The sequence below is a fragment of the Bacteroides pyogenes genome (assembly GCF_014196225.1).
GTDB lineage: Bacteria > Bacteroidota > Bacteroidia > Bacteroidales > Bacteroidaceae > Bacteroides > Bacteroides pyogenes_A.
Genome location: NZ_JACIDI010000011.1, coordinates 81,127 through 96,292, shown reverse-complemented (window position 1 = coordinate 96,292; position 15,166 = coordinate 81,127). Strand labels below are relative to the sequence as shown.

The 15,166-nt window shown below is 44.2% G+C and carries 11 protein-coding genes and 2 tRNA genes; 7 read left to right on the top strand and 6 right to left on the bottom strand.

Annotated features, from left to right (window positions below; genetic code table 11):
• Positions 1–159: 159 nt before the first annotated feature.
• The 3 genes from GGR07_RS08945 to GGR07_RS08935 all read right to left on the bottom strand — a co-directional run bounded on the left by GGR07_RS08945 (position 160) and on the right by GGR07_RS08935 (position 4,967).
• A complete protein-coding gene (locus GGR07_RS08945) occupies positions 160–2,097 on the bottom strand; it encodes an LTA synthase family protein (protein WP_021644759.1) in 1,938 nt (645 codons plus the stop codon).
• Positions 2,098–2,100: 3 nt separating this feature from the next.
• Positions 2,101–3,864 carry an aspartate--tRNA ligase gene (aspS, locus tag GGR07_RS08940; RefSeq protein WP_021644758.1) on the bottom strand — a complete coding sequence of 588 codons (1,764 nt, stop codon included), beginning with the start codon at positions 3,862–3,864 and terminating at the stop codon, positions 2,101–2,103.
• A gap of 71 nt (positions 3,865–3,935) precedes the next feature.
• Positions 3,936–4,967 carry a diacylglycerol/lipid kinase family protein gene (locus tag GGR07_RS08935; RefSeq protein ID WP_021644757.1) on the bottom strand — a complete coding sequence of 344 codons (1,032 nt, stop codon included), beginning with the start codon at positions 4,965–4,967 and terminating at the stop codon, positions 3,936–3,938.
• A gap of 224 nt (positions 4,968–5,191) precedes the next feature.
• Here GGR07_RS08935 and spt point away from each other — a divergent pair, with 224 nt between their 5' ends.
• From spt to GGR07_RS08915, 4 genes are all read left to right on the top strand, one after another.
• Positions 5,192–6,376, top strand: a complete 1,185-nt coding sequence (spt, locus tag GGR07_RS08930) for a serine palmitoyltransferase (protein ID WP_021644756.1) — start codon at positions 5,192–5,194, stop codon at positions 6,374–6,376.
• Positions 6,377–6,715: 339 nt separating this feature from the next.
• Positions 6,716–6,790 (top strand) — tRNA-Pro (locus GGR07_RS08925).
• A gap of 33 nt (positions 6,791–6,823) precedes the next feature.
• Positions 6,824–6,898: transfer RNA gene (locus GGR07_RS08920), tRNA-Pro, on the top strand.
• Positions 6,899–7,192: 294 nt separating this feature from the next.
• Positions 7,193–7,570 carry a hypothetical protein gene (locus GGR07_RS08915; RefSeq protein ID WP_021644754.1) on the top strand — a complete coding sequence of 126 codons (378 nt, stop codon included), beginning with the start codon at positions 7,193–7,195 and terminating at the stop codon, positions 7,568–7,570.
• A 122-nt stretch (positions 7,571–7,692) separates the two neighbouring features.
• Here the strand turns inward: GGR07_RS08915 and GGR07_RS08910 are convergent, their stop codons facing one another.
• The gene (locus tag GGR07_RS08910) at positions 7,693–8,127 is read right to left on the bottom strand and encodes a hypothetical protein (protein WP_147298147.1); all 435 of its coding nucleotides are present in this window, start codon (positions 8,125–8,127) and stop codon (positions 7,693–7,695) included.
• A gap of 189 nt (positions 8,128–8,316) precedes the next feature.
• Entirely contained in the window at positions 8,317–9,048 is a 732-nt protein-coding gene (locus GGR07_RS08905) for a tRNA1(Val) (adenine(37)-N6)-methyltransferase (RefSeq protein ID WP_256680621.1), read from the bottom strand.
• A 222-nt stretch (positions 9,049–9,270) separates the two neighbouring features.
• Between GGR07_RS08905 and lon the strand changes: the two genes are divergently transcribed.
• The 3 genes from lon to GGR07_RS08890 are packed head-to-tail and all read left to right on the top strand — an operon-like array spanning position 9,271 to position 13,964.
• Positions 9,271–11,736: an endopeptidase La gene (lon, locus tag GGR07_RS08900; RefSeq protein ID WP_021644751.1), complete on the top strand. Its 2,466-nt coding sequence runs from the start codon at positions 9,271–9,273 to the stop codon at positions 11,734–11,736.
• Complete coding sequence (tgt, locus tag GGR07_RS08895; RefSeq protein WP_021644750.1) at positions 11,733–12,863, top strand: tRNA guanosine(34) transglycosylase Tgt; 1,131 nt, start codon at positions 11,733–11,735, stop codon at positions 12,861–12,863. The genes lon and tgt overlap by 4 nt, the downstream gene beginning before the upstream one ends.
• A 3-nt stretch (positions 12,864–12,866) precedes the next feature.
• Positions 12,867–13,964, top strand: coding sequence for an LptF/LptG family permease (locus GGR07_RS08890; RefSeq protein ID WP_021644749.1), 1,098 nt, complete (start codon positions 12,867–12,869; stop codon positions 13,962–13,964).
• Positions 13,965–14,398: 434 nt separating this feature from the next.
• Here the strand turns inward: GGR07_RS08890 and GGR07_RS08885 are convergent, their stop codons facing one another.
• The gene (locus GGR07_RS08885; RefSeq protein ID WP_021644748.1) at positions 14,399–14,902 is read right to left on the bottom strand and encodes a thioredoxin-like domain-containing protein; all 504 of its coding nucleotides are present in this window, start codon (positions 14,900–14,902) and stop codon (positions 14,399–14,401) included.
• Between the last annotated feature and the right edge of the window lie 264 nt (positions 14,903–15,166).

The window sequence follows — 15,166 nt, the reverse complement described above, 5'->3', positions numbered from 1 at the left end:
GGGCTTTGAAAAAAAGGCGGCGGGCTTTGAAAAAAAGGCGGCGGGCTTTGAAAAAAAGGCGGCGGGCTTTGAAAAAAAGGCGGCGGGCTTTGAAACCAAACATCATGATGTTTGGTTTCAAAGCCCTGTTTGCATGGCGTCTCTTTTAAGCCCTCCCTTTTACTTTACAATGAGTTCGTCGGCATTCATTCTCGTCATATATTGCTGGATGATTGCTTTCAACTCCTCCTCCATCGGCTGTTGCGCCGCGACTTTACCCAGTAAATTGTCTTTCAGCAGCTTGTCGGTTTTAAAAGCATACAAGGCCACCGGCTTCTGCCCGTCGAACTGCAACAGATAATCACCCTTGAAAAACTGGTAGATTCCGTTAATGTAATTTACCGCATACGTCTCTTCCGGCGGAGTGCGCAGCAAATCGCACCCGAAAGATACATAAGGTCTGTCGTATCCCAAGTATCCCAATACCGTAGGCATGATATCTATCTGCTGGGCAATCACATCTTCTCTGAATCCTTTCAGGTTGCTTCCCGGATGATAGAAGACCACCGGAACGGAAAAAAGCCCGCATTCCGTTTCATATTCCGGACGTTCCGGAGAGTTGGTGTGATCGGCGGTAAACACAAACAGCGTATTTTTGTACCACGCCTCTTTGGATGCTTTTTCAAAAAACAGCTTTAGAGAGTGATCGGTGTATGCGATACATTGGCGAATGGGCTTGTTTCCCTTCGGGAATGCCCCTTCATACTCTGCCGGGACGGCAAACGGATGATGTGAGGATAAGCTGAATAATGCAGTGGCGAACGGCTGCCGGAAAGTCGACAAAGTGTTGGCATAGAACTGAAAGAACTTTTCGTCCCAAATCCCCCAATGACCGTCGAAATCGTCGTTTCCCGGATTGGCTTTGTTGTATTCCGTGCGACCGTAGTAGTGCGGGAAACCGGCAGTACGCGCGTAAGCTTCGAACCCCATCGAACCGTTATCGGCTCCATGGAAGAAAGCGGTATAATATCCCTTCTTACTGAGTTCTCCGCCGATGCTGGACACGGTGTTCAGCGAAGCCGGAGTCAGGAAGAAAGGTTCTACAAACATGGGGATTCCCGACAGAACGGAAGGCATTCCATCGATGCTTTTCATTCCGTTGGAGAAAGAATACTTAAAGGTAAGCCCCTCTGCCATCAAAGAATCGAGGAAAGGAGTAAACCCCTGATAGGTTCCGTTATCCGCTTCGCGGTTCAGGAAACCGCTATTCTCTTTACTGAAACTTTCGAGGATGAAGACAACCACATTCAGCGGACGGAATTCCGCAGAATCGGAAGGCAGGTGCACCGGAGTGTACAGCGCTTCCATTTTTTCTTTGTCGAAGTAAGCAGGAACTTTAAACGGCTTCTTGCCGAAAGTACGGTAAATAGAGAAAGGAGTGTTCAGCACGATGCCGGTTTCTATGGGCCGGTCTACATATTTATTGGCGTTGCTGATGGTAATGGGGCGCACCATGCCCGTAAAACCGCCGCGCATACCCCCGACACACAGATAGATACTTGCCGCGAATGTGAACAAATGCACGGCATAATACAGCGGAAAAGACTTTATGCGCACTTCTTCCGGCTTACGATACAGCTTGAACAACGCGTAACCGAAGGCAATGGCCAGCAACGTCAGATACCAATGGTTCAACAGTTCCGTACCAATGATTCCTCCGAGATTGCCTTCATGCTTAAATTCGCTGAAAACGGAAGCCGTTGTCCTACGGTGGGTATATTGAAAGTAGACGGTATCCATCAGATTCATGACAATGGCTATCAGGTTGGTAATGACAAAAATTCCTTTTGTCACTTTCTGATAGACAGCATGCTCCTTGAAATGCAAAGGAATCAGCATCAGGAAGATATAAAGCAGATTGGTATAGATGATGGCGGAGGTGTCGAACAGCAGCCCTCCTCCGAACATGCTCCGAAGGCGTGCCATGCTCAAGTCGGAGAATGCGCCGTAATTCTCCGCGATAAATACGATCCGGCAGAGAATAAAGCACCCCATCACCAACAGCAGGTTGCTTATAAGTGACAGGGTAGTGTTATAAAGAAAACGATTCTTTCTCATCGTTTACTTCTCTTCTTTAAGATCGACAACCAGATTCAGCTCTTCAAGTTGGGAAGGATCGATTTCGGACGGAGCGTCCAACATCACATCCCGTCCGGAGTTGTTCTTCGGGAACGCGATACAGTCGCGGATGGAATCCAAACCGGCAAATAAAGAAACCCAACGGTCGAGTCCATACGCCAAACCGCCATGAGGAGGCGCTCCATACTTAAACGCGTTCATCAGGAATCCGAATTGTGCCTGTGCTTTTTCGGGGGTAAAACCTAATATCTCGAACATTTTTGCCTGCAAATTGGCGTCGTGGATACGAATGGATCCCCCTCCTACTTCCACGCCATTGATTACCATGTCGTAAGCGTCGGCGCGCACTGCCGCCGGATTGGTGTCGAGCAACGGGATATCTTCTTCTTTCGGATGCGTGAACGGGTGGTGCATTGCCATCAGGCGTCCTTCCTCTTCACTCCATTCGAACATGGGGAAGTCGACCACCCACAGGCAGGCAAACTTGTTTTTATCGCGCAATCCCAGCTGATTGCCGACTTCCAGACGGAGTTCGTTCAACTGTTTCCGCGTTTTCATCACGTCGTCTCCCGAAAGAATGAGGATCAGGTCGCCGGGCTTGGCTCCGAATGCTTCTTTCATTTGCTGCAAAACCTCCTGAGTATAGAATTTATCGACACTCGATTTCACGGTTCCGTCGGATTCCACACGAGCATAAACCATTCCCTTGGCGCCAATCTGAGGCCTTTTCACAAAGTCTGTCAAAGCATCCAGTTGCTTACGGGTATAAGTCGCGGCTCCTTCGGCGCAGATACCGCCGATATACGCGGCATTATCGAAAACGGAGAACCCATGACCTTTCATAATATCCATCAATTCCACGAATCTCATGCCGAAACGCAGGTCGGGTTTATCGCTTCCGTAATACTTCATCGCGTCCGCCCATGAGATACGTTGGAACGGTTCAGCCAATTCAATGCCCCGGAGAGTCTTGAATAAGTGTTTCGCCATTCCCTCGAAAGTGGTGATAATATCCTCTTGTTCCACGAAACTCATTTCACAGTCTATCTGCGTGAACTCAGGTTGTCGGTCGGCACGCAAATCTTCGTCGCGAAAACATTTGGCTATCTGGAAATAACGGTCGAAGCCGGAAACCATCAGCAACTGCTTCAGCGTTTGCGGCGATTGCGGAAGTGCGTAGAATTGCCCCGGATTCATGCGCGAAGGTACGACGAAGTCGCGCGCACCTTCGGGTGTAGAGCCGATCAATACCGGAGTTTCCACCTCGATGAAGCCCATGCTGTCGAGATACTTGCGGACCTCGATCGTCATCTTATGGCGCAATTCCAGATTAGAGCGTACGGTGCTCCGGCGAAGGTCCAGATAACGGTATTTCATACGGATATCATCGCCGCCGTCTGTATTATCTTCAATGGTAAACGGAGGCGTTAACGCCGTATTCAGCACATTCAACTCGGAAACGATTATTTCAATATCTCCGGTAGGTATATTCGAATTTTTGCTGAAACGCTCGTTCACGATTCCGGTAACCTGAATGACAAACTCACGCCCCAGCTTGTTGGCGCGTTCGCAAAGCTCAGCATTTACTTCTTCATTAAAAACCAATTGAGTGATACCATAACGATCGCGAAGATCGACAAAGGTCATTCCTCCCATTTTACGGCTGCGCTGTATCCAACCCGAGAGTGTAACCTGCTTGTTTACATCGGAGATTCTCAGTTCCCCACATGTGTGCGTTCTGAACATATTTCTTATTTTTATGATATTTTATAGCGGTGCGCAAAAGTACACAATAAATCAGAATCCGGTATTTATTTTCAATCTTTCTTTGTGAACTTTTTCAAGATTTTCTTATTTTTATCTGTAATGTTATCTACAATAGCCTCGTTAAGAAGCTTGAGCTCATCCACATACTCCTGTGCTTTCTGAAGAACATTCGTACCATTCTTCTTTACTTTTTTCTCTTCAGGCACGACCACATGCAGCCCTTTTGGGATCACTTCTATATTTATATCGGCCTCAGTCTGCATCGGGTCACCGTCGAAATGCGCCACGCCCGGAGCAGTTCTACGGATACATAATTTCCGGCAACGGAAAGTTTTAATGCGGCTGTTCTGGTCGATAGTTTTGTTGAATAGCTGGAAGGCCAGAGCAGGAACGTCTAAAACGGTGAACGGCTCCAATATCGTCACATCGAGCAATCCGTCGGTCAAAGTTGCCTGAGGGGCAATATACGCATTATTGCCATACTGCGACGCGTTTCCGCAGGCAATGAGAAAAGCTTTGTACTTGGAAACTCCGTCTTCTGTTTCCAATTCATACGTTTCGGGCTGATAGGTCAGGCTCTCCAGCAGCGTTTTTTCGAGATAAGTCAGCACCCCCCGTTTTCCGGCATGAGCGAACTTTAAACTCACAAAAGCGTCGAATCCCACTCCGCAGGTACAGAAGAAAGGGGTCCCGTTGATCTTTCCATAGTCAATCGTATTCAAAAGACCTCCGTTCAATACATCCAATGCTTTTTTCGCGTCCATCGGGATATGTAAATGTCGCGCAAGCCCGTTTCCCGAACCGCACGGAATAATTCCCAAAGCAGTATCGGTATGGACTAGAGAACGGGATATCTCATTGATGGTTCCGTCTCCCCCTACGGCTACCACAATATCTGTTTTCTCTTCCGCAGCCTTGGCGGCGATTTCTGTAGCATGACCGGCTCTTTCCGTATACACCACTTTCCAACAGAATTTCGTCTTATCCATTTTTACATCCAGCAAATTAAGCATTGCCTCTTTATTTTGAGTGCCGGAAATAGGATTGACGATAAATATTATTTTCTTCATGCTTTTACTCATGATGATTCATTTCTCTACAATATAAACAACAAAGGTAATACAAATATATGAAAAATTATTCCATCAAAAGGGGCGAATCATAATGGAAACAACTTTTTTCTCTTAAAAAGAACAGGCAAAAGCAAAATTTGTTATCTTTGCCCCCTGTTTTAAATGCCTGTTAAGAAAAAGGATATAGGGACTTCAGAGAAAAAACTGATAATGAGTATAATAATATATAATTCATGGGATTATTACAAGAGAAGTTAGCTAAGTACAACCTGCCACAACAGTTTATGGCAAAGGGCGTTTACCCATATTTCCGGGAAATAGAAGGAAAACAAGGGACAGAAGTTGAAATGGGCGGACACGAAGTACTAATGTTCGGCTCAAATGCATATACCGGTCTTACCGGAGACGAGAGGGTCATCGAAGCGGGGATTCAGGCTATGCGTAAGTATGGTTCCGGTTGTGCCGGCTCACGTTTCCTGAACGGTACGCTCGATCTTCATGTTCAGTTGGAAAAAGAGTTGGCAGCATTTGTAGGAAAGGATGAAGCGCTTTGTTTTTCAACAGGCTTTACCGTAAATTCCGGAGTCATTCCTTGCCTGACCGATCGCAATGATTATATCATTTGTGACGATCGGGACCATGCTTCCATTGTAGACGGCCGGCGTCTTTCCTTTTCCCAGCAGTTGAAGTACAAACACAACGACATGGCGGATCTGGAAAAACAGCTCCAAAGATGTAATCCCGACTCTGTAAAACTGATTATTGTAGACGGTGTTTTCTCGATGGAAGGAGATTTGGCCAATTTGCCGGAAATAGTACGCCTGAAGCACAAATACAACGCAACAATCATGGTGGACGAAGCTCACGGTTTGGGAGTTTTCGGAAAACAGGGACGCGGAGTCTGTGATCATTTCGGTCTGACGGATGAAGTAGACTTAATCATGGGTACATTCAGCAAATCGTTGGCTTCTATCGGGGGATTCATTGCCGCCGATTCATCCATCATCAATTGGCTGCGCCACAATGCCCGTACGTACATATTCAGTGCTTCCAATACTCCGGCGGCCACAGCTGCTGCTTTAGAGGCCCTCCACATCATACAGAACGAACCGGAAAGGTTGCAGGCTCTGTGGGATGCCACCAACTATGCTTTGAAGCGGTTCCGCGAGGCGGGTTTCGAGATTGGTGCTACAGAGTCTCCGATCATCCCGCTTTACGTGCGCGATACAGAGAAAACATTCATTGTCACGAAACTTGCCTTTGATGAAGGAGTATTTATAAACCCTGTTATTCCGCCGGCATGCGCGCCCCAAGATACTTTGGTTCGCGTAGCTCTGATGGCCACTCATACCAAAGAACAAATAGACCGTGCCGTAGAGAAATTAACCAAATGTTTTAAAGCATTGGACTTGCTGTAAACAAAGCAGAAAACATATAATAGACCTACTCTCCTATCACATTTTCAGAAGAGTAGGTCTATTTATTTCCATACTTCTACTTTGCATTGTATATAAATCAATCACCATTTGAGAGTCTTATTCAGGCATTGAAGCCAACTCTTTTGTATATCCCCAAAGATGGTTTGAAAAAGAAACCCGGAAAAGAATCCCGCATAAACACTTTAAATAAACACCTATCCGATCGTTCTTTTCCGGATTTTGTGAATAAATCGGCAAAAAACATCTATTTGTGTATTGCTAATTAAAAAAGACTCCTTATCTTTGCACCGCCTTTGAAAATATGAGCTTTTAAAGTAGCGGGGTGTAGCGCAGTCCGGTTAGCGCACCTACTTTGGGAGCAGGGGGTCGTGGGTTCGAATCCCGCTACCCCGACTACAAAAGAAAGAAACATAAAAAATACAGACTCGGGGTGTAGCGCAGTCCGGTTAGCGCACCTGCTTTGGGAGCAGGGGGTCGTGGGTTCGAATCCCGCTACCCCGACAGAAGAGAATGCTGATAATTAAGTTGAAATGACTTAGCTATCAGCATTTTTATATAACGCGCAGATCATACAGGCATTCCTGTTAAGTAAAGGCCGAAATATGGATTCAATCCGAAAAGTCAGTGGCCAATGCTTTTCATGCCCAAAGTTCTGATAACTAAAGCTCACAGGCCGACTATCCGGAGGAAACCGAAATGTACAAGTAGAAACCGAAATATTTCAAGCCTTTGGCTTCATTGCAGAATCAATAACAAATAGCCTTGGGAAGGCTTTGTAAAACCCTTAATGCTATTATGAATAAAACAATTTTACTAACGGGTATTTTAGCGGTATTGATTATCATTGGCGCATTTATTGCCGTTCCGTATTATAATGTTTGGCAACAAGAAATGTCGGGGAGAGCAGAGTTTGCTAAAGCTGAGCAAAACCGTAAAATCAAGATTGAAGAGGCCAAAGCGAACCTGGAAGCCGAAAAACTGAATGCTCAGGCAGAAATAGAACGTGCGAAAGGTGCGGCGGAAGCTATAAAAATCGAGAACGGAAGCATAACTGCCGCATACATCCAATATCTATGGGTACGACAACAGAATAACCTCAATAACAAGACTGTGATATACATCCCTACTGAAGCAAACCTTCCTGTTTTGGAAGCCGTGAGAGACAAACAATAATAACAGTCACAGAATACACAGCTTTCTCCGGACAGGTCCATATTAAGATAGCGGAATAACAACGTGTGTATAATAACAATGACCCGACGGAAGCCGGGTCATTGTTATTATATATTCATTCTTTATTTATGCGGGTACTTCAAAGGAGTGAGCTTAATTTCCAGTTTTTCTTTTTTCCCCGGATCGATAGTTCCACCTTTAGACCAGATTTGATAGTTATCACCATAACCATGTTGCACAACAAACATCAGTGTTCTCTGCTTTTTAGTGCCGAACCAAAAACTGTAGTCCAGGTCAAAAGTAGCTATTCCCGCATCATTTGTCCTCAGTCTTAAAGTAGGCTCGGTTCTATTATTCTTTTGAAACTTTGCATATGTCTGCTCATCATACATTTTTACATCTTCACCGGCTGCTATTCTACCATCATCATTCAATACTTTTACCAGAACCTGCGCATTCCCATGTATATCATCATCTTTTTGACAGCTTGCAAAAGTTACAGACAACATAATCATTAACACTGATAAAATAGAGCAATAAGATAATTTTTTCTTCATAATCATTTCTTTTTTCTTGTTAGTGGCTGCAAATATAATGCATTTTTATTCCATCATCCAAGAAAACAATCTTTATGTTAACACTTTTAAAACAAATATCACAAAAGAATTCATTTCACCGGATTATAATAACCAAATGATACACAAATGCAAGAAAAAACATCTTAAAGACAAAAACCCATACACACATCAATCCATATTTAAATAATACATGCGAGTTAAATCGACATATTCTTTGCTATATTGATGGCGCGAGACTTCCGTAAGCAATTCTTCGACAATACACTCTTGCCGGTGATAAGAAAAAGAAATTAGCGTTCGCTTTGGACTTCCCCCCGGTCTGGTAATCACAAATAGTTGCCGAACCGGATACAAACCCTCTTTGTCGGCAATTTCTTTTACTCTTTTCGCCACATCAGCAGGAATCACTACGGTAAACACTCCCTCTTCGGACAATAAACCGGAAACACCTTTCAATAAATCTTCATAAGTCAACGCCTGATTGTGCCGGGCAATGCTCCGTGAAGAATCGGGGCAATGCAAGGATTCTACAAAATAAGGCGGATTGCATGCTATAACATCAAACTTTTCGTCAGTGCGGTATTCCTTAAAATCTTTCGCGATTACCTCTATCCTACTCTTCCAAGGAGATCGGCTTACATTTTCTTTCGCTTGTTCTGCCGCACGCTCATCAATCTCTAAGGCAACGATACCGGTGTCAGGCAAAGCTCGTTGAGTCAGCATCAGGGCAACCAACCCTGTTCCTGTGCCGATATCGAGTATCCGACGGGCGTTTTCAACAGGCGTCCACGCGCCCAACAACACGCCGTCCGTACCAACTTTCATGGCACATTTATCGTGCCATACCGTAAATTGTTTAAATTTAAAAAAAGGATTTGACATATCTACTCTCTTATAAATACCGAAGGCTTTTCAATAATGAACGCCTTTGCCAACAAGGCTCTTTCGACTTAATTCGGGCAAAATTAAATAATAATTATGAAAAGCATTTGCTGTCTATTCATATTTTGGCATTGTTTTTGTCTTTTTATTCCGCACGCATTTTAATTATTAAACAGAATAAACTAACTTTGCAGCCGATTTATGCGTATTTATAGCATAAACTTTAATTAAAACGAACAAATGAAAGAAAAATACTTATTGGAAGACAGCGGCGATAATGCATTTTCGCTCATTGCGGACTTCGAAGGAAATGAGGAGCATGCGTTTGATGTGAATATAAATTCCGGCGAAATTCTTCCGGTTCTTCCTCTTCGCAACATGGTTTTGTTTCCGGGAGTTTTCTTACCCATATCCGTAGGACGGAAATCTTCTTTGAAACTGGTACATGATGCCGAAAAAGGACAAAAAGACATTGCAGTGGTATGTCAACGGGCCGTACAAATAGAAGATCCTAAAATGGAAGACCTGCATCATATAGGTACAGTAGGACGCATTGTGCGTGTATTGGAAATGCCCGATCAAACGACAACAGTCATTCTCCAAGGGAGAAAGCGCTTGCATTTGAAAAGCATCACCGAGAATTCCCCTTACCTGAAAGGCGAAATCGAACTCTTGGAAGAAGAAGCTCCCGACAAGGATGACAAAGAGTTTCAGGCACTGGTAGAAGCATGCAAGGATTTGACGATACGTTTCATCAAGTCGTCTGACACATTGCACCAAGACTCGGCTTTTGCCATAAAGAACATTACAAACTCAATGTTCCTCATCAACTTCATCTGCTCCAATATGCCGTTCAAGAAAGACGAAAAAATGGAGTTGCTGAGCATTAACTCTTTAAGAGAGCGTACTTACCATTTACTGGAAATTTTGAATCGTGAAGTACAGTTGGCGGAGATTAAAGCATCAATCCAGATGAGAGCGCGTGAAGATATCGACCAACAGCAACGGGAATACTTCTTGCAGCAACAGATAAAGACCATTCAGGATGAATTAGGAGGAAGCGGACAGGAGCAGGAAATTGAGGAGATGCGCGCAAAAGCGGAAAAAATGAAATGGAATGCCGAAGTAAAAGCAACTTTCCTTAAAGAGCTTGCCAAGCTTGAGCGCACACATCCGCAATCGCCTGACTACAGCGTGCAACTGAACTATCTGCAAACAATGCTGAATTTGCCATGGGGAGTTTACACTACGGACAATCTGAATCTGAAAAACGCTGAAAAAACATTGAACAAAGACCATTATGGACTGGAAAATGTAAAAGAACGTATCCTGGAACATCTGGCTGTGCTTAAACTGAAAGGTGATATGAAATCGCCGATTATTTGCTTGTACGGCCCCCCGGGTGTAGGTAAAACCTCACTTGGCAAGTCTATTGCGGCAGCACTGAAGCGGAAATACGTACGCATGTCTTTGGGAGGCGTGCACGATGAAGCCGAAATCCGAGGGCATCGCAAAACATATATAGGCGCCATGCCAGGACGGATTATCAAAAGCCTCATAAAGGCAGGCTCGTCCAATCCCGTGTTTATTCTGGATGAAATAGATAAAGTGACCTCAGACCGACAAGGCGATCCGTCATCGGCATTATTGGAGGTACTCGACCCTGAACAGAATACGGCTTTCCATGACAATTTCCTGGATGTGGATTACGATCTTTCCAAGGTACTGTTTATTGCTACAGCCAATAACCTGAATACGATTCCCGCCCCTCTGCTCGACCGTATGGAGTTGATTGAAGTAAGCGGCTATATCACTGAAGAGAAAATTGAGATCGCCCGCAGGCATTTGGTTCCGAAAGAATTGGAAGCTAACGGACTAAAGAAAACGGATATCAAAATCCCGAAAAACACGCTCGAAGTTATCATCGAATCATACACACGTGAAAGCGGTGTACGCGGATTGGAAAAGAAAATAGGAAAAATCCTGCGTAAGGCGGCACGCCAATATGCGACTGATAATTATTTCGCCAAATCGGAAATAAAGCCTTCCGACTTATATGGCATTTTAGGCGCGCCGGAATATACGAGAGACAAGTATCAAGGAAACAAGTATGCCGGCGTGGTGACCGGATTGGCTTGGACAGCCGTAGGTGGCGAAATTCTATTTGTAGAAACCAGCTTAAGCCGTGGAAAAGGCGAACGCCTTACACTAACCGGAAATCTGGGAGACGTGATGAAGGAATCGGCGATGCTGGCGCTTGAATACATTAAGGCGCACGCTTCCATTTTAGGATTGGATGAAGCAATCTTTGAAAATTGGAATGTTCACATTCATGTACCCGAAGGCGCTATTCCTAAAGACGGCCCGTCGGCGGGAATCACAATGGCGACTTCGCTGGCTTCTGCCCTTACGCAGCGAAAAGTGAAGGCGAATCTTGCCATGACCGGTGAAATCACCTTAAGAGGCAAGGTTCTTCCGGTGGGCGGTATCAAAGAAAAGATTCTGGCAGCCAAACGGGCGGGCATTAAGGAAATCATTATGAGCGCAGAGAATAAAAAGAATATAGATGAGATTGAGGAAATTTACCTGAAAGGGCTGACTTTCCATTACGTAAACGATATAAAAGAAGTTTTTGCCATTGCGCTAACCAAAGAGAAAGTAGTGGACGCGATCGATTTATCCATAAAGAAAGCCGCAAAAGAATGACCTTCGAACTACAATATACAGATGCAAAAAGCAATGCTCGCGCAGGTCTTATAACAACCGACCACGGAGAGATACAAACCCCTATTTTTATGCCGGTGGGAACATTGGGGAGTGTAAAGGGAGTACACTTAACCGAGCTGAAAGAAGACATCAAAGCTCAGATTATTTTAGGAAATACTTACCATTTATATCTTCGTCCGGGGGTAGATGTGATTGAAAAAGCAGGCGGTTTGCACCGTTTCAATGGCTTCGACCGCCCTATGCTGACGGATAGCGGAGGGTTTCAGGTGTTTTCATTGGCAGGCATCCGCAAACTGCGTGAAGAAGGTGCCGAGTTCCGTTCGCACATCGATGGTAGCAAACACGTCTTTACACCCGAAAAGGTAATGGACATAGAACGCACCATCGGAGCGGACATTATGATGGCTTTCGACGAATGCCCTCCCGGAGACTCTGATTACGAATATGCCAAGAAGTCATTGGGACTGACACACCGGTGGCTTGACCGTTGTATCCAACGATTTAATGAAACGGAACCGAAGTATGGCTATCACCAATCGTTGTTCCCTATCGTTCAGGGATGCGTATACCCCGATTTGCGCAAGCAGTCGGCAGAATTCATTGCGTCAAAAGAGGCCGACGGGAACGCCATTGGCGGGTTGGCAGTAGGCGAACCGGTAGATAAAATGTACGAAATGATTGAACTTGTCAACGGCATTCTGCCTAAAGATAAGCCCCGCTATTTGATGGGCGTAGGCACACCGGTCAATATTCTCGAAGGCATTGAACGCGGAGTAGACATGTTCGACTGCGTAATGCCTACACGCAACGGACGAAACGGCATGCTGTTTACCAAAGACGGGATCATCAACATGAGAAATAAAAAATGGGAAACAGACTTCTCTCCTATCGAGGCAGACGGTGCATCCGTGGTAGACACCCTATACAGCAAAGCCTATCTTCGCCACCTCTTCCATGCACAGGAACTGTTGGCGATGCAGATCGCTTCCATACATAATCTCGCATTTTATTTATGGCTGGCGGGTGAGGCCCGCAAGCATATCATTGCCGGTGATTTTTCTACATGGAAACCGATGATGGTAAACAAAGTGTCAACAAGACTGTAAATAATGAAAAGCAATCGATTCATAAAGCGGCTGGATTGGTATATCATCAAGAAATTCTTGGGGACATACGTTTTTGCTATCGCGCTGATTATATCCATTGCCGTAGTGTTCGACTTTAACGAGAAAATGGATAAGTTGATGGAGCATGAAGCCCCTTGGGGGAAAATCATCTTTGAATATTACATGAACTTTATCCCTTACTTCTCCAATCTTTTCAGCCCGCTGTTTGTATTTATTGCAGTAATTTTCTTCACCTCTAAATTGGCGGAAAATTCCGAGATCATCGCCATGTTCTCTACGGGTATGAGTTTCAAGCGGATGATGCGTCCTTATATGATTTCGGCAAGCGTCATCGCCCTGAGCACATTTCTGCTAAGTGCATACATCATTCCGCGAGGGAGCGTCACAAGGCTGAACTTCGAAGACAAATATATAAAGCCGAAGAAGAAAAACATGGCGCATAATGTGCAACTGGAAGTAGACAATGGTGTCATAGCGTATATCGACAGTTACAATGACGCCATGAAAACAGGCAACCGATTCTCACTCGATAAATTTGTCGACAAGAAACTTGTGTCTCATTTGACGGCACGTCGCATCACATACGATACTACCGCCGTAAATAAATGGACGATTCATGATTACATGATCCGTGAGCTCGACGGGCTGAAAGAAAAAATTTCTAAAGGTGACCGTATAGACTCTCTGATCAATATGGATCCTTCGGATTTCTTGATTATGAAGAATCAACAAGAGATGATGACCAGTCCGCAATTGAGTGAATACATAGACAAACAGAAGAAAAGAGGGTTTGCCAATATCAAAGAGTTTGAAATAGAATATCACAAGCGGATAGCGATGTCGTTTGCATCGTTCATTCTGACCATAATCGGAGTCTCTCTCTCTTCACGAAAGATGAAAGGCGGAATGGGGCTCCATCTGGGTATTGGTCTTGGCCTGAGCTTTTCTTATATTCTGTTTCAAACCATTTCTTCCACATTTGCCGTGAATGGAAATGTTCCCCCTGTTATTGCTGTTTGGATTCCCAATCTCCTGTATGCAGGTATTGCATTCTTTCTATACAAGCATGCTCCCAAATAGCAACACACGGCATTCGTCCGTTTTTCATCTCAGGTTATCAAATCTGCAAACAATTATGCAATAACAGATTTTCCTTTTCAGGAAAGCACCCCATATCCAGGTCTTACACCGAAAAATCTTTTTCTCTAAAAAAGGTCTCACGTTTGCCTAAGAAAGTCCGCTTAGGAAAAGACTATTTCGTTCCGTAAATCTCCGGCTATTTGAAATAGTTTCCTCAGATACTTTACTTCACCGGAACGGCAATAAAGTTGCATAAAAATTACAAATATCCGATTTTTTGTATGCCCAATAAATAGAAATTCCGCTTGTTCCTGCCGACGGCAAGCACAAGCGGAACTTTTTGTTGTATCCATTTCCTCTTTTGTCTGTTCTCCATATCAGCCGAAAACGGCAGATTTTGAGAATTCCCTCTCTCCTTAAGCTTTCTTAGACCGTCAACCGATCTCTTTTACGTAAGCAGAAAGGTCTGCAGCAGAGATGTTTTTGGCAATAATCACACCATTTCCATCCAATAAATAGTTAGTGAACCCTCTTTTCAAACTATAATTTCTAAATAGCTTCGAGTTCTCGCCCTGAGTTTCCACGAAACAAGTCGGCGTAACTATTTGGTCCTTACGAACTGTTTCCTTAAAAATCGAACGAAACTCATCGAACGAAATAGAAACCAGTTTCACATTGCGGGAAGAACGAAGCACATTGCTCAAACTTACGTTTTGCATCCGGGAATGCGCGTCGTAACTCGCCCAAAAACTAAGCAATACGTATCGGCCTTTCAATTCGCCTAACTGAAATGCAGGCTGCGTATCCAACGTAGATTCGATTCTAAAATCAGGGGCTACATCACCCTCATTCAAACCTCCGGCGGGTTTGTCTTTCTCAACGAAAGCGGTCAAGGAACAAATTAGTAATACAACAAAAATCCATTTTACATGTCTCATGTAATTCGGTTTTGGTTAATACTATCCGGGACTGTCCTCAAACAGTGGTTTCTTCCCGAAACATTTCTTTTCAGGCACTGGCGGATAGAAATCCGCTGACTATCAGTGCCTTTATTTTTTGAAACCAGATGCAAAGGTAAACAATAATCAAACAAACTTCCAAAAATACAAGTAAAATTCTTATTTTCTGACCTGTTTTTTTCATGTTATTTAGCATAAAACCAAAGTTTTTTCCCTACTTTTGCAAGATAAAAGCCTATTTTT